16 protein-coding genes are annotated in these 22,932 nt (G+C 59.7%); 12 read left to right on the top strand and 4 right to left on the bottom strand.

All coding sequences use genetic code 11. The features are described from left to right. Positions 1 to 7 precede the first annotated feature (7 nt). Both ACM6J5_RS19055 and ACM6J5_RS19050 read left to right on the top strand, forming a co-directional pair. Positions 8 to 1,432, top strand: a complete 1,425-nt coding sequence (locus ACM6J5_RS19055; RefSeq protein ID WP_414929152.1) for a gamma-aminobutyraldehyde dehydrogenase — start codon at positions 8 to 10, stop codon at positions 1,430 to 1,432. Between the two features lie 214 nt (positions 1,433 to 1,646). Further along, positions 1,647 to 3,131, top strand: a complete 1,485-nt coding sequence (locus ACM6J5_RS19050) for an APC family permease (protein ID WP_414929151.1) — start codon at positions 1,647 to 1,649, stop codon at positions 3,129 to 3,131. A 225-nt stretch (positions 3,132 to 3,356) separates the two neighbouring features. Here ACM6J5_RS19050 and ACM6J5_RS19045 read toward each other — a convergent pair whose 3' ends face one another. Further along, a complete protein-coding gene (locus tag ACM6J5_RS19045; RefSeq protein ID WP_414929150.1) occupies positions 3,357 to 4,394 on the bottom strand; it encodes a hypothetical protein in 1,038 nt (345 codons plus the stop codon). A gap of 551 nt (positions 4,395 to 4,945) precedes the next feature. On the opposite strand from ACM6J5_RS19045, the gene ACM6J5_RS19040 reads away from it, so the two are divergent. Then, the gene (locus tag ACM6J5_RS19040; protein ID WP_414929149.1) at positions 4,946 to 5,458 is read left to right on the top strand and encodes a Bro-N domain-containing protein; all 513 of its coding nucleotides are present in this window, start codon (positions 4,946 to 4,948) and stop codon (positions 5,456 to 5,458) included. Positions 5,459 to 5,521: 63 nt separating this feature from the next. Here the strand turns inward: ACM6J5_RS19040 and ACM6J5_RS19035 are convergent, their stop codons facing one another. Further along, positions 5,522 to 5,707 carry a hypothetical protein gene (locus ACM6J5_RS19035; protein WP_095943116.1) on the bottom strand — a complete coding sequence of 62 codons (186 nt, stop codon included), beginning with the start codon at positions 5,705 to 5,707 and terminating at the stop codon, positions 5,522 to 5,524. A 418-nt stretch (positions 5,708 to 6,125) separates the two neighbouring features. Between ACM6J5_RS19035 and ACM6J5_RS19030 the strand changes: the two genes are divergently transcribed. From ACM6J5_RS19030 to ACM6J5_RS19000, 7 genes are all read left to right on the top strand, one after another. Then, entirely contained in the window at positions 6,126 to 7,754 is a 1,629-nt protein-coding gene (locus ACM6J5_RS19030; RefSeq protein ID WP_414929148.1) for a glucan biosynthesis protein D, read from the top strand. A gap of 277 nt (positions 7,755 to 8,031) precedes the next feature. After that, positions 8,032 to 8,946: a glutamate/aspartate ABC transporter substrate-binding protein gene (locus ACM6J5_RS19025; protein ID WP_095943159.1), complete on the top strand. Its 915-nt coding sequence runs from the start codon at positions 8,032 to 8,034 to the stop codon at positions 8,944 to 8,946. 194 nt (positions 8,947 to 9,140) lie between these two features. Next, positions 9,141 to 9,887 (top strand): amino acid ABC transporter permease, encoded by a 747-nt coding sequence (locus tag ACM6J5_RS19020; protein WP_095943114.1) that lies wholly within the window; start codon positions 9,141 to 9,143, stop codon positions 9,885 to 9,887. Continuing rightward, positions 9,887 to 10,558: an amino acid ABC transporter permease gene (locus ACM6J5_RS19015; RefSeq protein WP_095943113.1), complete on the top strand. Its 672-nt coding sequence runs from the start codon at positions 9,887 to 9,889 to the stop codon at positions 10,556 to 10,558. The genes ACM6J5_RS19020 and ACM6J5_RS19015 overlap by 1 nt, the downstream gene beginning before the upstream one ends. After that, positions 10,555 to 11,289 (top strand): amino acid ABC transporter ATP-binding protein, encoded by a 735-nt coding sequence (locus ACM6J5_RS19010; protein WP_056721096.1) that lies wholly within the window; start codon positions 10,555 to 10,557, stop codon positions 11,287 to 11,289. The genes ACM6J5_RS19015 and ACM6J5_RS19010 overlap by 4 nt, the downstream gene beginning before the upstream one ends. Before the next feature lie 168 nt (positions 11,290 to 11,457). Beyond that, positions 11,458 to 13,353 carry a sensor histidine kinase gene (locus ACM6J5_RS19005; RefSeq protein ID WP_150673013.1) on the top strand — a complete coding sequence of 632 codons (1,896 nt, stop codon included), beginning with the start codon at positions 11,458 to 11,460 and terminating at the stop codon, positions 13,351 to 13,353. Then, on the top strand, positions 13,350 to 14,678 hold the full coding sequence (locus ACM6J5_RS19000) for a sigma-54-dependent transcriptional regulator (protein ID WP_150673012.1): 1,329 nt from the start codon (positions 13,350 to 13,352) through the stop codon (positions 14,676 to 14,678). Before ACM6J5_RS19005 ends, ACM6J5_RS19000 begins: the two co-directional genes overlap by 4 nt. 117 nt (positions 14,679 to 14,795) lie before the next feature. Here ACM6J5_RS19000 and ACM6J5_RS18995 read toward each other — a convergent pair whose 3' ends face one another. Continuing rightward, a complete protein-coding gene (locus ACM6J5_RS18995) occupies positions 14,796 to 15,830 on the bottom strand; it encodes an alpha/beta fold hydrolase (RefSeq protein WP_414929147.1) in 1,035 nt (344 codons plus the stop codon). 217 nt (positions 15,831 to 16,047) lie between these two features. Between ACM6J5_RS18995 and ACM6J5_RS18990 the strand changes: the two genes are divergently transcribed. Further along, positions 16,048 to 21,276: a dermonecrotic toxin domain-containing protein gene (locus ACM6J5_RS18990; protein WP_414929146.1), complete on the top strand. Its 5,229-nt coding sequence runs from the start codon at positions 16,048 to 16,050 to the stop codon at positions 21,274 to 21,276. Positions 21,277 to 21,393: 117 nt separating this feature from the next. Beyond that, entirely contained in the window at positions 21,394 to 22,311 is a 918-nt protein-coding gene (metR, locus tag ACM6J5_RS18985) for a transcriptional regulator MetR (RefSeq protein WP_008021042.1), read from the top strand. A gap of 121 nt (positions 22,312 to 22,432) precedes the next feature. Here the strand turns inward: metR and ACM6J5_RS18980 are convergent, their stop codons facing one another. Continuing rightward, positions 22,433 to 22,930, bottom strand: a complete 498-nt coding sequence (locus tag ACM6J5_RS18980; protein ID WP_414929145.1) for a GNAT family N-acetyltransferase — start codon at positions 22,928 to 22,930, stop codon at positions 22,433 to 22,435. Positions 22,931 to 22,932: the final 2 nt, after the last annotated feature.

Genomic DNA, 22,932 nt, shown 5'->3' with positions numbered 1-22,932 from the left:
CAAAGCCATGCAAACCAAACTCTTGATCAACGGCCAACTGCTCGACGGCGAAGGCCCCGCCCAACCCGTCTTCAACCCGGCTTTGGGTCGTGTACTGGTGGAAATCAACGAAGCCAGCGAGGCCCAGGTCGATGCCGCCGTACGCGCTGCCGACGCCGCGTTCGACAGCTGGTCGCAAACCCCGCCGAAAGAGCGTTCACGGCTGCTGCTCAAACTCGCCGATGTCATCGAGGCCCACGGCGAAGAGCTGGCCAAACTGGAATCGGACAACTGCGGCAAACCCTACAGCGCCGCACTGAACGACGAGATCCCGGCGATTGCCGACGTGTTCCGTTTCTTCGCTGGCGCCAGCCGCTGCATGAGCGGTTCGGCTGGCGGCGAGTACCTGTCGGGCCACACCTCGATGATCCGTCGCGACCCGGTGGGCGTGATCGCTTCCATCGCGCCGTGGAACTACCCGCTGATGATGGTCGCCTGGAAAATCGCCCCGGCCCTGGCCGCCGGTAATACTGTGGTGCTCAAGCCGTCGGAACAAACCCCGCTGACCGCCCTGCGTCTGGCCGAACTGGCGTCGGAGATTTTCCCGGCCGGTGTACTCAACCTGGTGTTCGGCCGTGGTCCTACCGTCGGCAGTCCACTGGTGACCCACCCGAAAGTGCGCATGGTGTCGCTGACCGGTTCGATCGCCACCGGCTCGAACATCATTTCCAGCACCGCCGACAGCGTCAAACGCATGCACATGGAACTGGGTGGCAAGGCCCCGGTGATCATCTTCGACGACGCCGACATCGATGCCGCCGTCGAAGGCATCCGCACCTTCGGTTTCTACAACGCAGGCCAGGACTGCACCGCCGCCTGCCGCATCTATGCCCAGGAAGGCATCTACGACAAGTTCGTGGAGAAACTCGGCGCCGCCGTCAGCAGCATCAAGTACGGCTTGCAGGATGATCCGTCGACCGAACTCGGCCCGCTGATCACCGCGCAACACCGCGACCGCGTGACCGGTTTCGTCGAGCGCGCCATCGCCCAGCCGCACATTCGATTGATCACTGGCGGCAAGGCTGTCGAGGGCAACGGCTATTTCTTCGAACCGACGGTGTTGGCCGATGCGCAGCAGGACGACGAAATCGTGCGCCGTGAAGTGTTCGGGCCGGTGGTCTCGGTGACTAAATTCAGCGATGAAGCACAGGTGCTGGGCTGGGCCAACGATTCGGACTACGGCCTGGCCTCCTCCGTGTGGACCGCCGACGTCGGCCGCGCTCATCGCCTGTCGGCGCGTTTGCAGTACGGCTGCACCTGGGTCAATACGCACTTCATGCTGGTCAGCGAAATGCCTCACGGAGGTCAGAAACTGTCCGGCTATGGCAAGGACATGTCCATGTACGGGCTTGAGGACTACACCGTTGTGCGGCATGTGATGTTCAAGCACTAAAAGCATCGCCAGCAGGCTGGCTCCCACAGTTTGGAATGCATTTCCCTGTGGGAGCCAGCCTGCTGGCGATTGCGTCACCCCGGCTTCAAGGTAGAAACCGGCACTAAGCACCATCAGGAATTCAAAACAATAACCACCGATCCGGGCGGCGCCCCCAAGGCCCCGTCACGGTTTCGGACATCCGAAATCTGCCGATTTTCCGGAGCAATCACACATGAGTGCATCACCCGATCTCTCTGCAGCCCTTGCCGACAGCGATGCCGAGCAACTACGCAAACTGGGTTACACCTCCAACTTCAACCGCAGCATGAGCCTGTGGGAAAACTTCGCCCTGGGCTTCACCTATCTCTCTCCGGTCGTAGGGGTTTATACCCTCTTCGGCCTGTGCCTCGCCGCGGGCGGGCCTCCGATGTTCTGGGCCTACTTGCTGGTCGGTTGCGGCCAGTTGCTGGTGTGCCTGATCTTCGGCGAAGTGGTTTCGCAGTTCCCGATTTCCGGCGGTGTGTACCCGTGGGCTCGCCGCTTGGTGGGCAAGCGCTGGGCGTGGATGGTCGGCTGGATCTACTCCATCGCCCTGTGCGTCACCATCGCCGCCGTTGCTGTAGGTGCCGGTCCGTACCTCGCCGCCATGATGGGCTTTGAACCGAGCAACAACACCAACATCATCATCGCTCTGTTCCTGACGTTGTTCGCCACCCTGGTCAACCTCAGCGGCACCAAGGTGCTGGCGCGGATCGCCATGTTCGGCTTCCTCTGCGAACTGGTGGGCGCGGTGATCGTTGGCGTTTACCTGCTGATTTTCGAGCGTCATCAACCCATCAGCGTGTTGTTCAACACCTTCGATATCAGCGTCGACGGCTCGTACCTGCCGGCGTTCCTCACCGCGTCGCTGGCGGGGATGTTCCTGTACTACGGCTTCGAGGCCTGCGGCGACGTGGCCGAAGAAACCCCCAACCCGAGCAAGCAGATCCCGGTGGCCATGCGCATGACCATCTACATCGGCGGCATCGCGGCGATGTTCGCCTGCCTGGCGCTGATCCTGGCCGTGCCGGACATGCAGGCGGTGATCAACGGCACCGACAAGGACCCGGTCACCACCATCCTCAACAACGCCTTCGGCCCGGTCGGTTCGAAAGTGGTGATGGGCGTGGTGATGATTTCCTTCATCTCCTGCGTGATCAGCCTGCAAGCGGCGGCCAGTCGTCTGCTGTATTCCTACGCCCGTGACGAAATGGTCATCGGCAGCCGACTACTGAAGAAGATTTCCCCTACGACTCAGGTTCCAGTTGCCGCACTGTTCGTGTCCGGTGTCCTGCCGGCACTGATCATCATCCTCGGCTTCTTCCTGCAAGACGCGGTCGCCACCATCGTCAGTTTCGCGGCAATCGGCATCTACCTGGCGTTTCAGATGATCGTGCTCGCAGCCCTGTACGCCCGCATGAAGGGCTGGAAACCCAGCGGCAAATTCACCCTCGGCGCCTGGGGCTGGGTGGTGAACGTCGGCGCGCTGGTCTACGGCGTCGGCGCCATCATCAACATGGCCTGGCCACGCACCCCGGACGCCGCGTGGTACATCAACTACGCGATGGTGCTGAGCACTGCCATCGTGATTGGCCTGGGCCTGCTTTACATGTGGATCGCCAAGCCGTATGACCACGGTACGGCACCTGCGGGGGATGCGTGGAAGGTTAGTCGGTAATAGTTCGTTGATCGGACGCGCTGCCCGCAGCGATGCGGGCAGGGTTGAGGTTGCTAAAACAAATTGAGCATTTGAACAGACATAAAAAAACCGCCCCTAAAGGCGGTTTTACTTTCACAGAAGAGGGTATTAACCCTGTCGCCTGGGTAGAGTTCTGCTCTCTTTGCCAGGCCATGTGAGCCAATGATATTAACCGATGAAGGCGGTGTCAATTCGTTTTGCTTGTTAAAAAACAGTGGCCGCGACTTCATTTTCAGCATCCAGATTTCGTTGAAATTCGAGCTCATCCTCATACTCAAGCCCCATTTCCGCCGCCCACCTTTTGGCTAGCTTCTGGACAGCAACAAGCTGCCTCAATGCGGTATTGCGAATGTCCAACGCTGTATTGAGTTGGTCGACGACTTCCTGCAGCTTTTGAGCTTTAAGCTGAGCCTGAAGTAAGTCGTTGTACGGAACATAACCGGAGGCTCCCACGGCGTGAATCAGCGCTGACCTCAGCAACTTGCTCTCGGTGACACTCAGCGCAAAAGGGTACTTAACGCTCCTCCCTGTATCCCTCCCGTCGCCGAAATAGCTGATTGGAGGCAAAATTCGTTGGGTCGAAACGCACTCAAGCATGCTGCAAAGCACATAGCTTTCTTTTCCGCTGTTTTGGTAGCGAGGCATTTTGTCCAAGGTAGCCTGTTCCAGCTTGAAGGCTGACCTGTCTTCGACGGCAATAGCTCTTGATGTCACAGGGGCAACCTGAACAAGATTTTTTGATATCACCTTCACAACGACAGCAAGCCTGCGCTTATGCATCTCGGCCTCAAGCAGCGTGTCCATGTACCGCTTGTTGGACTTGCTCGACGCATCTGTGCGTGCGCTTCGCTGCACGAACCCATAGTCCACTTCGACCAGTTTCCCTTGGCGCCCCAGAAGTTTCTGTAGCTTCAAGCTTTTGTCTTTTTTCAGCGTCTGATTCAGAAAAATCTCTTTAGAAACATCCTGTCTTTGAATCAGCACCGAAAAAACAGCGGGCCGCGTAGCCGTGGCGGCGGTCGACTTTATCGATTCGAGTCGCCAAAGGTGATTGCTGTCATTGATGAAGCATTTGGTCAGGAAAACCGGGTGTAGGGCTGTCCCCGGCTTGGAGCGCGGCATCCCTGGAATCAGTGTTTCACGGATATCTTCGTAAATTTCCGTTCCCAGAACGACTTGGCTGGATCCGCCGGTAGTTTTATTGATCACCGTTTCGAGATAACGGACAACGATCGTCTGCATTTGCTTCCCTGACTTGTAGAAAGAACGTTTTTTTCGCTGGACTCTTCTGAAAAAACTCGCGCCTCCCACAAGCGTTTTATAGAAGAAGCACTAGCTGGAAACTCGATCAATGCAGAAAAATCTGCAGTCCATTCTTGAACCCGGAAAAGTTATAGGAAAAATCAGGGGAGCAACGCTATGTCACCTCGGTAGATGCAAAAACAGGAAATTCCTACAGATACAGCCTTCCTGAAAAACCCTCGATTCCTACAACAAGCGTCGCCAGAGTAGACTTGGCGCCGCGAGCGCCTGACCGATAGGCTTTGCTCCGTCGCTGCCAAATCAGCGGCCCGGAGTCGAAGCCGGAACATATCAACATGGCGCATCCGCGCCCCCATATGAGCTGGGGCATTTTTTTGCCTTTCAGTTTCGCGTTATGGCGGGCCGTGTGGCGCGGGCCTCTCGGCTTCCATGTTGATCGAGAACGTTCCGACTTCGAACGCCCCACGGTCCGCCACCCAAATCTGTCGAAGGATTATTGGCGGCTCCTTTCTTCAACATGGAGTCGAAAAATGCACAAGCACACATCACATCCGACTGAAATTCCTTCCTGCTTCATTCCTAATGTCTTCACCCGCCACAACCGTTTCCTCCACGCCTTCATGCAAAACAACCAAGCCTGGTTCTGTGCCCAGGATCTGGGTCGCTTGATGGGCAAACCACTCAATGAACGCCTGACCCTGAAACTCGATCCCGACCAACGTCGCACCGTCTGGCTGCGCAAGGACGGCAAAACGGTCGAAACCCTGATGATCAGCGAATCAGGCATGTACGCCTTGCTGGTTCACCACTTCGTCCCGGAAAACCGCAACCTGCGCCAGTGGTTGAGCAATGAAGTCATACCCTCATTGCGTGATGCGAAATCAGCGCCTGTGGAAAACCTGCCAAGCCTGAGTTCCTTGAATTGGGCCGGAGTTTCAGTGCCCTTGCTGCATTACCAACATCACGCCTGGATCAAGTGGCGAGACATGCCTGAGTTGATGCAGGTGCAGCGACCCTTCCCAATCGCTGGCACTTGCCGCTGAAGGGATAAATCGAGCTGATAAAAAAGGGACAGACTTCACAGTCCGTCCCTTTGGTTTGCCTTATTAAAACCTCGAAACACTCCTCATCGCATCCACCAGATACCTCATCGCGATCCTGTCGCTCTCCGACAGTTCCCGATAGCGTTCCACCAGTTTCATTTCCTCGCTGTTGAGCCGGCGTCTTCGTCGCACCAGTGCCAGACACGGAAAGATTCCCAACATTTCGGTGATGCCTTGTACTTTCGACATGGACGATGTCCTTCTCTAGACGTCAAAGAAACTGCAAAAAACCGCATCGCCCTATCCCTTTTTCAGCAGCCGCTGGGTGCCCGCTGAACCGCACCGGTCCGAAGGGCATAAACCGGTCATGTGCACAGAATAGAAATATTCCGGGCGCTGAAAAGCGGTTTTTAGAGTAATTAGTCGAAAAAAGCAGAAATGCCCTCTAAATCAGAAACCCCTGTCGGAATTGTTTCCCGACATGTCTTGTTTCATTGCCGAGACGGCGCAGTGCCATCAATCAATTTTGCTCTTCAATCGAACGGTTTAAGCTGTCGGGCATCTGTGTAAAAGTCCGTTGTGTTTGGCCGAAGGCATGTCCGAACCGATATTTCTGATCCAGCACGTGCCAGGAACGGCACGGGATTGTTCACGACAGGTTGTATTTATGCACCGCAGGAACTTGCTCAAAGCCTCCATGGCCATCGCGGCCTACACCGGTTTGTCCGCTACGGGCCTGTTGGCCGCCAAGGCCTGGGCCGCCACCGGTGGCACCGCTGATGGCGAGGCCACCGCGTTCGATTTCGAGGCGCTGAAACTCCAGGCCAAACAGCTCGCCAGCAACCGCTATCAGGACACCAAGCAACAGTTGCCGCCGACCCTGGCGACCATGACGCCGCAGAACTTCAATGCGATCCGCTACGACGGCAATCATTCCTTGTGGAAAGAGCTCAAGGGCCAGCTGGACGTGCAGTTTTTCCACGTTGGCATGGGGTTCAAGCAGCCGGTGCGCATGTACAGCGTCGATCCGAAAACCCGGATGGCCCGCGAGGTGCATTTCCGCCCGTCGCTGTTCAACTATGAAAACACCACGGTCGACACCGCGCAGCTCAAGGGCGACCTGGGTTTCTCCGGCTTCAAGCTGTTCAAGGCCCCGGAACTGGACAAGCACGATGTCGTGTCGTTCCTCGGCGCCAGTTACTTCCGTGCGGTGGACGCCACCGGCCAGTACGGCTTGTCGGCCCGCGGGCTGGCCATCGATACCTACGCCAAGAAGCGCGAAGAATTCCCCGATTTCACCAAGTTCTGGTTCGAGACCCCGGACAAGGACAGCACCCGCTTCGTGGTCTACGCCCTGCTCGATTCGCCGAGCGCCACCGGTGCCTACCGCTTCGATATCGACTGCCAGGCCGAGCGCGTGGTGATGGAGATCGACGCCCACGTCAATGCACGCACCGCCATCGACCAGTTGGGCATTGCGCCGATGACCAGCATGTTCAGTTGCGGCACCCACGAGCGCCGCATGTGCGACACCATTCACCCGCAAATCCATGACTCCGACCGCCTGGCCATGTGGCGCGGCAACGGCGAGTGGATCTGCCGCCCGCTGAACAACCCGGCGACCCTGCAATTCAATGCCTTCGCCGATACCGACCCGAAGGGCTTCGGCCTGGTGCAGACCGACCACGAGTTCGCCAGCTATCAGGACACCGTCGACTGGTACAGCCGTCGCCCGAGCCTGTGGGTTGAACCGACCACCGCATGGGGCGAAGGCTCGGTCGATCTGCTGGAGATCCCCACCACCGGCGAGACCATGGACAACATCGTCGCCTTCTGGACGCCGAAGAAACCGGTGGCTGCAGGGGATTCGCTGAACTACGGCTACAAGCTGTACTGGAGCGCATTGCCGCCAGTCGGAACGCCGTTGGCACGGGTCAACGCGACCCGTTCGGGCATGGGCGGCTTCACCGAAGGCTGGGCGCCAGGCGAACACTATCCGCCGGTGTGGGCGCGGCGCTTTGCCGTGGACTTCACCGGTGGCGGCCTGGACCGCTTGCCCGAAGGTACGGGCATCGAGCCGGTCGTTACCTGCTCGAACGGCGAGGTCAAGGATTTCAGCATCCTGAAGCTCGACGACATCAAAGGCTACCGCATCCTGTTTGACTGGTACCCGACCAATGACAGCGTGGAGCCTGTCGAGCTGCGCCTGTTCATCCGCACCAACGACCGCACCCTGAGTGAAACCTGGTTGTACCAGTACTTCCCGCCTGCGCCGGACAAACGCAAGTACAGCTGATGACCGAGTAGCCCCCTGCCACCATTCGGTTTTCCGAACGCGACCTGCGGGTCGGTTCGGTTAACCGGATCATCTCACTGAAATTTCAACGCAAAAAATATTTAATTCCCTTATAAATCAATACGTTGATCAATTGAGACTGGTCTGGCACGAGTCATGCTCTACACTTCTTCGACGAATGTCCTTTGCGCCGACTCTCAATAGCGCTCAGGTGTTTTGCAGCACAAAAGGGCCGATGAACTGGCTCCATAAAAAAAACAATGTCGAGGAAAATTTGATGCGCATCGTTCCCCATATCCTGGGCGCAGCCATTGCTGCCGCTCTGATCAGCACGCCAGTTTTCGCCGCCGAACTCACCGGCACCCTGAAGAAGATCAAAGAGTCCGGCACCATCACCCTGGGCCATCGCGACGCTTCCATCCCGTTTTCCTACATTGCAGACGCTTCCGGCAAACCGGTCGGCTACTCCCACGACATCCAGCTGAAAGTCGTCGAAGCGCTGAAAAAAGACCTGGACATGCCGAACCTGCAGGTCAAGTACAACCTGGTGACTTCGCAAACCCGTATCCCGCTGGTGCAGAACGGCACCGTGGACCTGGAGTGCGGTTCCACCACCAACAACGTCGAGCGTCAGCAGCAGGTTGACTTCTCCGTTGGCATCTTCGAAATCGGTACTCGTCTGCTGTCCAAGAAAGACTCCAAGTACAAGGATTTCCCCGATCTGGCAGGCAAAAACGTCGTGACCACCGCCGGCACCACGTCCGAGCGCATCCTCAAGGCGATGAACGCCGACAAGCAGATGGGCATGAACGTCATCTCCGCCAAAGACCACGGCGAATCCTTCCAGATGCTGGAAACCGGCCGCGCCGTGGCTTTCATGATGGACGACGCCCTGCTGGCCGGTGAAGCCGCCAAGGCCAAGAAGGCCGATGACTGGGCCGTGACCGGCACGCCACAGTCGTACGAAATCTACGGCTGCATGGTGCGTAAAGGCGACGAGCCGTTCAAAAAGGCTGTGGATGACGCCATCAAGGCCACCTACGCATCGGGCGAGATCAACAAGATCTACGAAAAATGGTTCATGCAACCGATCCCGCCAAAAGGCCTGAACCTGAACTTCCCGATGAGCGAAGAACTCAAGGCCCTGATCGCCAAACCGACTGATAAAGCGGCTGACGACAAGAAGTCCTGATTTCTGACTAACCTTATCTCCTGAGAGGGCCCTGGCCCTTTCAGGAGGTGGTCACTTCCTGCTGGCATTTTTTGGAAACACTCGAACCGGTGGCTGTCGAGCCGGGAGCGTGTGCCTGATCGTAAAGGTCGGGCGGGAACGGAGCTTCCCCCAAGCGGGCACTTGTACATCGATTGAACTGAGGGGAGACCCTAATGAATTACAACTGGGACTGGGGCGTGTTCTTCAAGTCCACCGGCGTGGGCAGCGAGACCTATTTCGACTGGTACGTGACCGGCTTGGCCTGGACCATCGGCATCGCCATCGCGGCCTGGATCATTGCCCTGACACTGGGCTCGATCCTGGGCGTCATGCGTACCGTGCCGAACCGCATCGTATCGGGTATCGCCACCTGCTACGTCGAACTCTTCCGTAACGTGCCGCTGCTGGTTCAGCTGTTCATCTGGTACTTCCTGGTACCCGACCTGCTGCCGGCGGACCTGCAAGAGTGGTACAAGCAGGACCTGAACCCGACCACCTCGGCCTTCCTCAGCGTCGTCGTATGCCTGGGCCTGTTCACCACCGCCCGGGTTTGCGAACAGGTGCGCACCGGTATCCAGGCCCTGCCAAAAGGCCAGGAGTCCGCGGCCCGCGCCATGGGTTTCAAGCTGCCACAAATCTACTGGAACGTGCTGCTGCCCCAAGCCTACCGGATCATCATTCCGCCGCTTACCTCGGAGTTCCTGAACGTCTTCAAGAACACCTCCGTGGCCTCGCTGATCGGTTTGATGGAGCTGCTCGCGCAGACCAAGCAGACCGCCGAGTTCTCCGCCAACCTGTTCGAAGCCTTTACCCTGGCAACGCTGATCTACTTCACCCTGAACATGAGCCTGATGTTGCTGATGCGTATGGTCGAGAAGAAAGTCGCCGTACCGGGCCTGATTTCCGTAGGGGGTAAATGATGGAATTCGACTTCTCGGGCATCATCCCGTCCCTGCCGGGCCTGTGGAACGGCATGATCATGACCCTCAAGCTGATGGCCATGGGCGTGATCGGCGGCATCATTCTCGGCACCATCCTTGCCCTGATGCGCCTGTCCCACAACAAAGTGCTGTCGAACATCGCCGGCGCGTACGTCAACTATTTCCGCTCGATCCCCTTGCTGCTGGTGATCACCTGGTTCTACCTGGCGGTACCGTTCGTGCTGCGCTGGATCACTGGCGAAGACACGCCGATCGGTGCGTTCGCATCCTGCATCGTGGCCTTCATGATGTTCGAAGCGGCGTACTTCTGCGAAATCGTCCGCGCCGGTGTGCAGTCGATTCCCAAGGGCCAGATGGGCGCTGCCCAGGCACTGGGCATGACGTACGGGCAGATGATGCGCCTGATCATCCTGCCGCAAGCGTTCCGCAAGATGACACCACTGTTGCTGCAACAGAGCATCATCCTGTTTCAGGACACCTCGCTGGTCTACGCCGTCGGCCTGGTGGACTTCCTCAATGCTTCGCGCGCCAGTGGCGACATCATTGGCCGCTCCAATGAGTTCCTGGTTTTCGCCGGTCTCGTGTACTTCATCATCAGCTTTGCCGCCTCGCAGCTGGTCAAGCGTCTGCAAAAAAGGTTCGCCGTATGATCTCTATCAAAAGCATCAACAAGTGGTATGGGGACTTCCAGGTACTGACTGATTGCAGCACCGAGGTCAAAAAAGGCGAAGTGATCGTGGTGTGCGGGCCGTCCGGTTCCGGCAAGTCGACCCTGATCAAGTGCGTCAACGCCCTGGAACCGTTCCAGAAAGGCGACATCGTGGTCGACGGCACCTCCATCGCCGACCCAAAGACCAACCTGCCGAAACTGCGTTCGCGCGTGGGCATGGTGTTCCAGCACTTCGAGCTGTTCCCGCACCTGACCATCACCGAAAACCTGACCATCGCGCAGATCAAGGTGCTGGGCCGCAGCAAGGAAGAAGCCACCAAGAAAGGCCTGCAACTGCTTGAGCGCGTCGGCCTCTCGGCTCACGCCCACAAGCATCCTGGCCAACTGTCCGGTGGTCAGCAGCAGCGTGTGGCGATTGCCCGTGCGCTGGCGATGGACCCGATCGTCATGCTGTTCGACGAACCGACCTCGGCGCTGGACCCGGAAATGGTCAACGAAGTGCTCGACGTGATGGTGCAACTGGCCCACGAAGGCATGACCATGATGTGCGTGACCCACGAAATGGGCTTCGCCCGTAAAGTGGCCGACCGCGTCATCTTCATGGACGCCGGCAAAATCATCGAAGACTGCAAGAAAGAAGAGTTCTTCGGTGACATCAACGCCCGCGCCGAGCGTACACAGCACTTCCTCAACAAGATTCTGCAGCACTAATACCAACGTAGCTCGCCCCTACCCTGTAGGAGCGAGCTTGCTCGCGATGGTCGTTAACGATGACGCGTTCATCCTGAATGCACGCGTTGTCCTTGAGTTCTTCGCGAGCAAGCTCGCTCCTACAGTCGGAGTAGGCAGGCAATCGCTGGTTGACCCAAGGCATCTGTGATGAAATGCGACCCCACCCTTTATCGCGCAGCAATGCCATCACTTGCCGTGAAACCCCGTCTGGTTCGTCATTTGTTCCTGCCGCCGCTGATCATCGCCATGATGGTCGGCCTGGGCTATATCGGCTTCTGGATCAGTGAGCACTACGGCATCCGCAGCCTCAGCGAAAACGGCCAGCGCCAGCTGGAACTGCACGCCCGCGCCGTCGAAAGCGAAATCAGCAAATACACCTACCTGCCCAGCCTGCTGGAGCTCGAAACCAGTGTTTCGCAGTTGCTGGCCGACCCGACCCCGGAACACCGGCAAACGGTCAACGATTACCTCGAAGGCCTGAACCGGCGCAGCCGCAGTCGGGCCATCTACGTGATGGACACCACCGGCCGCGTCATGGCCACCAGCAACTGGCGCGATGTCGACAGTTACCTGGGTGAAGACCTGTCCTTCCGCGCCTATTTCCAGAACGCCGTGCGCGGTCAGCCGGGGCGCTTCTACGGCATCGGCAGCACCAACGGCGAACCCGGTTACTACCTGGCCCATGGCCTGGAAGAACACGGCAAGATCATCGGCGTCGCGGTGGTCAAGGTCCGCCTGGAAGCCATGGAAGAACGCTGGCAACGGGCACGCCTGGAGGCCTTCGTCAGCGACGAAAACGGCATCATCATTCTGTCCAGCGATCCGGCGCGGCGCTTGAAATCGGTGGTGCCGCTGAGCGAAGAAACCAAGGAAAAGCTCGCCCGCAGCCTGCAGTACTACTGGTTCCCGCTCAACGAATTGCAGCCGCTGGCTCGGGAAACCCTGTCCGAAGGTGTGGAAAAACTCACGTTCCCGGCCAACAGTGAGCTGGTGTCCGACGACGAAAACATCAGCTACCTGGCGCAAACCCGGCCGCTCGGCGATACGCCGTGGAATTTCACCCTGCTCACGCCGCTCCAGGACCTGCGCAGCGAAGCGATCAACCGGGGGATCCTGGTGGCCGTGGCGTTTGCCCTCCTGGCGTTCCTTTTGATCGCCTGGAACGAGCGGCGCAAGGTGATCGCCACCCGCCTGGCGGCCCGGGAAGCCTTGCAGGAAGCCAACAATCAGCTGGAGCGTCGGATTACCGAACGCACCACCGACCTGCGCGCCAGCAACGAACGGCTCAAGGGCCAGATCCGCGAACGCCGGCAGGCCGAAGAGACCTTGCGCCGCGCCCAGGATGAATTGGTACAGGCCGGAAAACTCGCAGCCATCGGCCAGATGTCCACCAGCATCGCCCACGAACTGAACCAGCCGCTGGCGGCGCTGCGTACCTTGTCCGGCAATACCGTGCGCTTCCTCGAACGCGGCCAGCTTGACGTGGCCAGCACCAACCTCAAGACCATCAACGAACTGATCGACCGCATGGGCCGAATCACCGCCAGCCTGCGCTCGTTCGCCCGGCGCGGTGATGACAAGGGCCAGGCCTGCCTCGGCAAAGGTGTGGACGCGGCGTTGCAGTTGCTCGATGGACGAATGAAAAACACGCAGCTGCACCGCCATCTCGAAGAGGTGCAGGTGCAGATCGACCAGACCCGCCTGGAGCAGATTCTGGTCAACCTGATCGGTAACGCCCTGGACGCCATGCAAGCGCAACCGCAACCCGAACTGTGGCTCGAAGGCGAAGCGTTCGATGGCAAATACCGCCTGCGCGTACGTGACAACGGCCACGGCATCGACGCCGAAGCGCGCAAGCACCTGTTCGAGCCGTTCTTCACCACCAAACCCGGCGAACAGGGCCTGGGCCTGGGCCTGACCCTTTCCGCCAGCCTTGCCGCCGCCACCGGAGGTCACCTGGGTGTCGAGCACCCGGCCAGCGGTGGTACCGCATTCGTCCTCAGTTTACCGTTGGTAAGCCTCACTCCCGCCGAGCCAATATGAACAACGACCTTAGTGTATTGATCGTCGAAGACGACCCCCATGTGCTGCTCGGCTGCCAGCAGGCGCTGACCCTGGAAGACATTCCCTGCATTGGCGTGGGCAGCGCCGAAGAAGCCCTGGAGCGGGTCGGCGACAACTTCGCCGGCATCGTCGTCAGCGACATCCGCCTGCCGGGCATCGATGGCCTGGAACTGCTGACGCGACTCAAGGAGCGCGACCGCAGCCTGCCGGTGGTGCTGATCACCGGGCACGGCGACATCTCCATGGCCGTCGGCGCGATGCAGAAAGGCGCCTACGACTTCATGGAAAAGCCGTTCTCCCCAGAGCGCCTGGTGGATGTCGCCCGCCGCGCCCTGGAGCAACGCAGCCTGGCGCGGGAAGTCTCGTCGTTGCGCCGGCAACTGGCCGAACGCGATTCCCTCGAAGGGCGGATCATCGGTCGCTCGCCGGCCATGCAGAACCTGCGGGAACTGATCGCCAACGTTGCCGATACCTCGGCCAACGTGCTGATCGAAGGCGAGACCGGCACCGGCAAGGAACTGGTTGCACGCTGCCTGCATGATTTCAGTCGCCGCCACACCAAACAGTTCGTCGCCTTGAACTGCGGCGGCCTGCCGGAGAACCTGTTCGAAAGCGAAATTTTCGGCCACGAGGCCAACGCCTTTACCGGCGCGGGTAAACGGCGGATCGGCAAGATCGAACACGCCGACGGCGGCACGCTGTTCCTCGACGAAGTGGAAAGCATGCCCCTGCCCTTGCAGATCAAGTTGCTGCGGGTATTGCAGGAACGCACCCTGGAACGCCTCGGTTCGAACCAGAGCGTAGCGGTGGATTGCCGGGTGATCGCGGCGACCAAATCCGACCTCGTCGAGTCGAGCAAGGCCGGCGAGTTCCGCAGCGACCTGTATTACCGCCTCAACGTGGTGACCCTGGAACTGCCGCCGCTGCGCGAGCGCCGTGAGGACATCCTGCAATTGTTCGAACACTTCTTGCAGCAGTCGTGTCTACGCTTCGACCGCACGGCGCCGGAACTGGACAACCAGACCGTTTCGAACCTGATGAGCCACGACTGGCCGGGCAACGTGCGTGAACTGCGCAACGTCGCCGAACGCTTTGCCCTGGGCCTGCCGGCATTCAAGAAAACCGGCGCCGGCGGCGGCAATCAGGGCCTGGCCTTTGCCGAAGCGGTGGAGGCATTTGAGCGCAACCTGCTCAGCGATGCCTTGCAACGCAGCGGCGGCAACCTGACCCAGGCCAGCCAGGAATTGGGCATGGCCAAGACCACGCTGTTCGACAAAGTGAAAAAGTACGGCCTGAGCCATTAGAAGGTGTTCTCCTGTGGGAGCGAGCCTGCTCGCGATGGCGGCGGGTCAGTCGACATCGTCGTTGGCTGAAACACCGCTATCGCGAGCGGGCTCGCTCCTACAGGTGATCGGAGGGAGTTAGAGAAGGTTGCGATCGGCCACCGGCTCGATCTGCGCCCAGTGCGAAGTGTCCTCGCGGTGCTCGCGCAAATACGGCAACACAGCCCCCAGCAATGGCGCCTTGAACGCCTCCTGGAAACGATGGGCCAGGCCCGGAATCAGGATCAACCGACTGCCACGCAGATGCGCCGCCAGATGCACCCCGTGCATCACCGGCAGCAGCGGGTCGGCCGTGCCATGCACCACCAGCGCCGGCACCCGCAACTGATTGAGCAGCACCACCCGGCTCGGCTCGGCAAGAATGGCCATGATCTGGCGTTTCACGCCCTCGGGATTGAATGCACGGTCATAGGACAGCGCCGCCTGATGCAGCAACACCTGGCGATCATCGGTGACCATCGGGCTGCCCAGCGCCGCCAGCAGATCGGCCTGTTGCTCCAGAGCCACTTCGCGGTTCGGTGCGCCGCGCCGGGCCAACAACTGCACCAGCGCCGCACTCGGCGCCGGCAAGCCTTCGGCGCCGGAGGTGGTCATGATCAGGGTCAGGCTCTCGACCCGCTGCGGTGCCATGGCCGCCATATGCTGGGCGATCATCCCGCCCATGCTGGCGCCCAACACGTGGAATTGATCGATGTGCAAGGCATCCATCAAGCCCAGGCCATCGTCGGCCATGTCGGTCAGCGAATACGGCGACGACACCGGCAATCCGAGTTTGTAGCGCAGCACTTCGAAGGTCAGGTTGGCTTCGGCCGGTGCTTGCCGCCAGGTCGACAGGCCGACATCGCGATTGTCATAGCGGATCACCCGGAAACCCTGCTGGCACAGGGCGAGCACCACCTCGTCCGGCCAGTGAATCAACTGCCCGCCCAGGCCCATCACCAGCAACAAGGCCGGGTCCGACGCACGACCGATGCTCTGGTACGCCAGGCTTACCTGGGCCAGATCCACCCGTTCGGTCGGAACATTGACGTCACAACGCGAAGCCGCCATGGACGGCAGGTCGAACAACAGCGCGGCCAACAATACGATTCGTGAAAGGAATGAAGCACCCATGAAAAACACCAAAACGCAGAACCCCAGTAGAGCGCGAGTCTGATGAAGTTTGTTCAAGCGCGCTGCCACAGTTCCATGACAATTTGATGAAGAGTGCCGAGCGGTCATCCGGCGTCAAATTCAGCCTCGCCATAACTATGTACCACCCGACCGTTTGACGACTGCCTCCTAATGCCCGAACCGCCGGCACGGTCCGGCCTTCTGGAGATTCATCGTCATGGTTGACGAAACCACACCCCTAACGGCCGATTTCGGCCTTGCCTTCCCTTTGTCCGCGAACCCGGATCAGGGTCTGACCCTGAGCGCCTCGGAACGCTGGAACGAATGCTGTGAGCAGTGGTGGGCACTTATGGCGCAAAACCCGCAGTCGCCGCTCGCTAGCACCTGGTGGAATGCCCGTGCGCGTGGTACGGATCAGTCACGCAAGGCACAGGCAAACCGCTTGTACCGCCAGCATTTCGAAGCGTCGAGCCAATGGGCTTTTGCCCAGGGTATCCTGGATACCGAACAGTTCCAGACACTGCAGGCGATCATCGACCCACCCGCGCGGACAGCAACGCCTCCCACTCCACGGGTCTACGTCGAGCACATGCAGTTCAAGGATGAAAAAGGCCTGTCAGTCAAACTATCGGGCGCCTTGGTCATCACCCGGGATACGAAGCAACCGGTCGCTCAGTTGTTGTACTTGCCTTCCCTGCCATCCGCCTGGATGACCTTTGAAAAACGTGTCGATATGGAAAGCTGGCTGATCGAACATCAGCCGCAGCTATTCGACCAACCCCGGCTACCGACAGGCACCCTCAGGGTCGAGTACACAATGCTTGAGCAGAGGGTGCTGCAGACCAGCGCCGAATCCCTGTGGTCGCGTTTGCACGTCGCACTTGAGGACCGGTCGCGTAACGAATCGATCCTGGCCCTGCCCGCCACCCTGCCGGACGCGGATACCCACGACGACGGTGTCCTGTTCAGCCAGATAAGCCCCGACATTCCACTGGGCATCCGTCGCCAGGCACTGGCGCAACAGCGCACGGCAATGGATGCCTTGCTGGGCGAGAACTTTCAGGGCAACCACGCAGACCAGCGCCTGCAACGTCTGCAACAGCAAATGAACGCCCTCACGATAGCCGAGCAGGCCAGTACCACCGCCGCAACCGCGCTGCTGCACACCGACAGTGCGCAGAAAATGCTGGAACTGCGCCACAAAAACCGCCCGCACTACGCCACCCTTTACCAGGCACGCCTGGACGGCCTGCGCGCCGAAGCCGAATTGCAACTGAGCCTGAACCAGATTAACCACGAGGAACATCAATGGCTGATCAGCGTACTGGATGCACCGGATCAACCACGCCCGGCCGGGGTGGTGGTGGCGCGCCTGGTGTTGTCGATGACGGATACCGAAGGTGACACCACCGGCACACAAACCCAGGAACTGGACGGCGTATTGCTATTCGCCCAACCATCGACCTTGCTGCCGTCCTCGACCGAAAGCCTGTTGCTCTACTGGCCCGGCCGTTTCGGTGGCCTGCAACGGTTTGCCTCTCGACAGACGCTGGAACAGACGCTGTTCAAGCTTGCGGCCAATGACAACACTCAAACGCTGCATCTGCTGCCGCTGACTGCAAACCCGTTCGAGTACGCCTTGCAGAACCAGCTTCACAGCTGTGAACAACAAGTGACCCGGCTGTTGACCGCCAATCCGGTTCCGTCCCGTGCCAGTCAACGCGAGACAGAACTGGAAAAGCTGCGCGAACAGACCCTCGCCTGTCTGACGGTCCCTGTCCCCGCAGCCCGGGAGCTGGCGTACCAGCACATTGTCGAGCAAGTTCACAGCAGTGCACTGGCCGCACGTTTGCCAGCGTGGCAAAGCACTCTGTCCTCCGTGCAACGTGAGCGGATCAAGACGCTGTTCAAGTCATACATCACGGCCATGAAGCGCTCCCATGAATGGCTGGAGCGTGAGTTGCCACCCCGCGATGCCTTCAGTAAAAAGGCCGTCGATGCTCACCTGCGCCAGGCGTTCGGCCTGAGCCGGAACGTTGATGTGATACTGGACGCGCCTGACTCCACCACCTGGCGCAAGGTCGTCACTGAAGGCGCGGCACCAGGGACACCCCAGGAAAATATACTGGTCGCCAGCCAGCAACGCAGCAAGCTGTCCCTCGGCGACCTGGCGCTGAGCAACATCGACCAGGAAATGTGGTGGCGACTGTCGCTGATGCAGGTAGAGGTCAGCGGTGCCGACGCCGTACAACGGCAGAAGGTGAAAAGCGGCATCACTACGTCCTGGCTGCGCAAGATGGTCACCGAACTGGACCTGGCCGGACAGTATGAAAAGCTGATCCGTGAAACCTTCCTCGGCACCTCGACGGCATCGAAATTCAGCAACGAATACCGGCGTGAATGCCTGAGCGAACCCTGGCGCCTGATGCTGCGTTTGCAAGGCGAATTCGCCGTGCTGACAAAGGACATCGATACCAACGGCCAGCAAGTGCTGGAAATCGCCATCGAGGCCAGCAGTCGTGAAGCCTTTGCGCGCGACGGCAAGCGCATCGAACTGCTGCCGGCACACCTGACCGTGGGCGGCAAGGACACCTCAGGCCAAGGGCCGACCACGCTTTCCGGCGTCACCTTTATCGTGGAGCAGGTCAGCGGTCTGACCCTGCTCTATCTGCCCGACAGTCCCGACGGTGTTTTTCTGCGCCAGTTCGACAGCCTTGAGCAGGCACGGCTGCGCCTGTTCAACGATTGCCTGCGCAGCCCGATGGTCAACTACCTGGCCGACCGTGCCTTGAAGGGCGATGTCGCCCATCACGTCAGCCGGATCAATCAGGCCCGTTTGAAAAACTTCGACGGGCTGATCGGTGTCGGCACGCCTTGGCCATCCAGCACATCCCTGGCGACGCATCTGCTGAACGTGCACATGGGCCGATTGTTGGAAGCCCATCGGGCGACATCGCGCTCCAACGATGCGCTGTATCTGGAACAGGTCGCGCTGCAATCCGGCGCCATGTTCAACTACCTGAAAATGGCCGTGGGTATGCTGCCCTTCATCGGTACGACCATCGCCCTGTACGACGCCTGGAACAGTGCCAACCTGGCCGTGGCGGCCTTCCTGCGCGGTGATGTCGGCCATGGCCTGGCCGAGGTGGAGGCGGTGCTGTTGTCGTTGATCGATGCGGCCATGGACATTCTCCCCGGCATATCTGCCGCCCCTGCTGCCGCTCGCATCGCCACCCGCAGCCGGCAGTGGCGGGCGCTGAGCAAAAGTCCGCGGGCGTTTCAGGTATCGACACGACATCAGGCGAAGCGCGCCCTGGAACGCTTCAAGGGTTATGAATATGAAAAGCCGGTTTCCCTCGCGGGGCTACAACCGGGCACCGAAGGCCTGTATCGCAACGTGTATCGTCACGCCGATGGCGACTTCATGCTCAGCCAGGGGCGAATTTATCGCATCGAACTGGAGGGCAAACCACCCCGCTGGCGCTTGAGCGGCACCAACACGCGAACCTACAAACAGCCGATCGCCCTCGATGAGTCCGGCCACTGGAACACCCATTACGCGGTGTACGGCACCGTGATCGAAGGCGGCGGCCTGGGTGGTGGCGCGGCGCTTGGGCACATGGCCGATGGATTGGACCCACTCTGGCCGGTCGCCATTCGCCGCTGGCTGCCACGCTGGTGGACCGATCGTGCCTTGCGTCGTCAATTGACCTTGAATAACACCGTCGACGCCAATATCCGTCGCCTCAAATCTCAAATCAGAAACACCGACGCCTTACTGAAGAGCTACTTCAAGCCTGAAGGTACTCAGCGTCCGCCTCTCGCGACTGCCGACCGTGCCTGTCTGGAAGATATCGAAGCCGCGCAGACCCTGTACCTGACTTTGGGCGAGTTGAAAGTGTTAAGCCATGGCAACAAGCGCGCCTTGATCAACAAAGACCAAAGTACTTGCGCCGCGACTGTCTTTTACCGTCAGGAACAACGGATCGCCTTCTCCACGGAACGCCTGCAAGAGTACAACGCAAGGATCGACCAGTTGATCGATCGTTCGGGCGCAACGCCTGACACCAATACCTCCGCACACTTGAAACTGCTGGCCGAGCGCAAAGAGGCCCGAATGGACTTTATCAAAGAGTTTGGCCAGCAACACCAAGCTGTCGAAGACGCCAGACAATGGGTCCGTCGAATCACTCACTCCCCGCAAAAAGAGGAGGCGGCCAAGACCATGCAGCTTCTAAACGACACGTACAGTGACTCGACTTACCGTTACTTGAGGACGGCGTATGTCCTGGAGACCATCCCCCATTTTGAAGCCGTTGACGACCTTACGTGGCTTTACTTCCAAGTGCGATTGAAACAATCCCGCGAAAAGGTCGGGCGTGTTCTATTCACCCAATATCAACTACCACAAGTCCGTTCCAATATCGGCCAGCGCAACCGCGTTTTCGAAGAATGCCTGACCACTTACAGCGAGTTCCGCCGCCAGCTTGGCGCTTGGACGCTAGGCTATCCGCAACACCTGGATATGGAACAAGTCCGTGCGTTTCTGGACGACCTCGACCAGATGGAAGCGCTCGCCCGCCATGCCATCGGAAATCGATCTGCAGCCCCGCCTCCGACAAAAAGCACCGGAAAACAACTGTTCGAGACTGAAGACAACCGATTGCTGATTGGCGAGCCCAGTACCGATGTCGTGACTCGGCAACAGCACTTCATCGTAGATATCAATGGCTACAAGGAAACCTGGCTGCCCCGCTCCACCGGTAAATATCACCTCAGTGAACCCGCCGTCTCCGCGCAACCGATGCTGCTGACCGATGTCAGGCTGCTGTTGACAGAGGCCGGAAAAAGGCTGGCGGCCGCGGACGCCTATACCCACAAAGTCAAAGGCTATGCTCAGAAAAACATGCTGCCCGTCGACCTGGAACACATGATGAGCAGCGAGGCCACGGAGTTGACCACGCGCGCCCTGGACATCGAACGCCTATCCCCCACCGAGGCCGTGGCGCTGCAATTGCGCAATCGGGCGGATGAGATGTTGCGCACGGGGCGCACCCTGCGCATCGATCAAAGCATGAACAGCAAAACCCCGACCGAAGGTTATCTGGACTATTTGATGGAACAGCAGATGGTGGACATCCGCAAGGAAGGCGGCTTGCGTGATCTGGGCAAACGCGCCGACGGGCGACGGGACTTCCTGCAGGAGTACGAGGTGCGCGACCTGCGCAGCGTACCGGCCCGAACCCTGTGGTATGCACACTTCCACTACACCTCGGCCAAGCCGCAATTCAGTGACTTCGTCAAAGGCCATCTGAAACTGCCGGAACAACGCAACCTGGGCCTGCAATGGCAGAAGGACGTGGCCGCCAGTGGCGGTACGGTCGAGGCGATCTGGCGCGGTGACATCGGCAAACCGCTGGGCAACAAACACTTTTCCGCGCTGTAAAGTAACAACGGCGGGGCACGCAATGTGCTCCGCCGTGCTTGTGGTCGACAGCGGCTTCAACATGAGACAAACTCAACCTTTTCGATTTGTCGACAAGTTTTCCTCATGGAGCCTCCGGTGCTTGAAATCCGTCACCTCAAGACCCTGCACGCCTTGCGCGAAGCCGACAGCCTGGTGGATGCGGCCGATCGCCTGCACCTGACCCAATCGGCCCTGTCCCACCAGTTCAAGGAGCTGGAGGAGCGCATGGGCATGCCACTGTTCGTGCGCAAGACCAAACCGGTGCGCTTCACCAGCGCCGGTTTGCGCCTGCTGCAACTGGCCGACGCCACCCTGCCGCTGCTGCGCGCCGCCGAACGCGACATCAGTCGCCTGGCCGGTGGCACCGCCGGTCGTTTGCACATGGCCATCGAGTGCCACAGTTGCTTCCAGTGGCTGATGCCGACCATCGACCAGTTCCGCGACGCCTGGCCGGAAGTCGAGCTGGACCTGGCCTCGGGGTTTTCCTTCGCCCCGTTGCCGGCCCTGGCCCGTGGCGATCTGGACCTGGTGGTGACCTCCGATCCGGTGGACCTGGCCGGGATCACCTATGTACCGTTGTTCACTTATGAAGCGATGCTCGCGGTGGCCAACCAGCACCGCCTGGCCGGCAAGGCCTATATCGTTCCCGAAGACTTGCTCCCGGAAACCTTGATCACCTACCCGGTGGAACGGGATCGGCTGGACATTTTCACCCGTTTCCTCGAACCCGCCGACATCGAACCGGCCCAGGTCCGCACCTCGGAACTGACGGTGATGATGATGCAATTGGTGGCCAGCGGACGCGGCGTGTGCGGCATGCCCCATTGGGCACTGCATGAATACAGCTCGCGAGGCTATGTGAAAGCCAAGCGGCTGGGTGAGAAAGGCTTGTTCGCCACACTGTATGCGGCGATCCGCGCCGACATGCTCGATGCGCCGTACATGCGTGACTTCTTGCTGACGGCCAAGGACACGTCGTTTTCGACGCTCGATGGTGTCAGCGCCGTTCGATAGAGCAACAAAAATCCCTGTAGGAGTGAGCCTGCTCGCGATAGCGGTCTGACATTCAATATCTGCATTGACTGACACGCCGCCATCGCGAGCAGGCTCGCTCCTACAGGGATCCTGGTGATCCTTAGAGCTCACGCCACATGTGGATCTTGTCGAAGTAATCCTCCCCCACCCGCACCGCCATCGGCTCAAGTCCGAACTGGACGAAACCGCAGCGCTGGTAGAGGTTGAACGCGGCATCATTGCCGGCGGTGACGGTCAACTGGATCAGGCGCAAACCCGCATCGTTCTGCGCCTCGGCCAATGCCGCCTGAACCAGTTGATAGCCGAGCCCGCGCTGGCGGACCGTCGGTGAAACATACATGCCAAACAGCGTCACCTTGTGCCGGGCCTTTTCCCGAGACTCGAATGCGAGGCCGGCGATGCCCGCCAACCGGCCTTCTTCGAACGCCCCGAACACCACGTCCAGCTTGCCGCTCAGGCGCGACTCCCACCAGCCCAGCGGCATCGCCGCCCGCTCACGCACGCTCGAGGTGAAGGCCTGCGGGTGCAGGTCGTAGGCCTCGAGCATGAGCGCCCGGTAGTCCAGGGCATGGCTGGCATTCAGTCGTTCGATCCACATCC

The sequence above is a fragment of the Pseudomonas sp. IT-P74 genome, from assembly GCF_949768175.1.
GTDB lineage: Bacteria > Pseudomonadota > Gammaproteobacteria > Pseudomonadales > Pseudomonadaceae > Aquipseudomonas.
This window is presented reverse-complemented; position numbering and strand designations above follow the sequence as displayed.

Bases quoted from the DNA above. Each gene is read 5' to 3' on its own strand.
- ACM6J5_RS19035 (WP_095943116.1), bottom strand. From the start codon at position 5,707: ATGTCGAAAGTACAAGGCATCACCGAAATGTTGGGAATCTTTCCGTGT.
- ACM6J5_RS19005 (WP_150673013.1), top strand. From the start codon at position 11,458: ATGAAATGCGACCCCACCCTTTATCGCGCAGCAATGCCATCACTTGCC.
- ACM6J5_RS19020 (WP_095943114.1), top strand. From the start codon at position 9,141: ATGAATTACAACTGGGACTGGGGCGTGTTCTTCAAGTCCACCGGCGTG.
- ACM6J5_RS19050 (WP_414929151.1), top strand. From the start codon at position 1,647: ATGAGTGCATCACCCGATCTCTCTGCAGCCCTTGCCGACAGCGATGCC.
- ACM6J5_RS19055 (WP_414929152.1), top strand. From the start codon at position 8: ATGCAAACCAAACTCTTGATCAACGGCCAACTGCTCGACGGCGAAGGC.
- ACM6J5_RS19030 (WP_414929148.1), top strand. From the start codon at position 6,126: ATGCACCGCAGGAACTTGCTCAAAGCCTCCATGGCCATCGCGGCCTAC.
- ACM6J5_RS19010 (WP_056721096.1), top strand. From the start codon at position 10,555: ATGATCTCTATCAAAAGCATCAACAAGTGGTATGGGGACTTCCAGGTA.
- ACM6J5_RS19025 (WP_095943159.1), top strand. From the start codon at position 8,032: ATGCGCATCGTTCCCCATATCCTGGGCGCAGCCATTGCTGCCGCTCTG.
- ACM6J5_RS18990 (WP_414929146.1), top strand. From the start codon at position 16,048: ATGGTTGACGAAACCACACCCCTAACGGCCGATTTCGGCCTTGCCTTC.
- ACM6J5_RS19045 (WP_414929150.1), bottom strand. From the start codon at position 4,394: ATGCAGACGATCGTTGTCCGTTATCTCGAAACGGTGATCAATAAAACT.
- ACM6J5_RS19040 (WP_414929149.1), top strand. From the start codon at position 4,946: ATGCACAAGCACACATCACATCCGACTGAAATTCCTTCCTGCTTCATT.
- ACM6J5_RS19015 (WP_095943113.1), top strand. From the start codon at position 9,887: ATGGAATTCGACTTCTCGGGCATCATCCCGTCCCTGCCGGGCCTGTGG.
- ACM6J5_RS18995 (WP_414929147.1), bottom strand. From the start codon at position 15,830: ATGGGTGCTTCATTCCTTTCACGAATCGTATTGTTGGCCGCGCTGTTG.
- ACM6J5_RS18980 (WP_414929145.1), bottom strand. From the start codon at position 22,930: ATGTGGATCGAACGACTGAATGCCAGCCATGCCCTGGACTACCGGGCG.
- ACM6J5_RS19000 (WP_150673012.1), top strand. From the start codon at position 13,350: ATGAACAACGACCTTAGTGTATTGATCGTCGAAGACGACCCCCATGTG.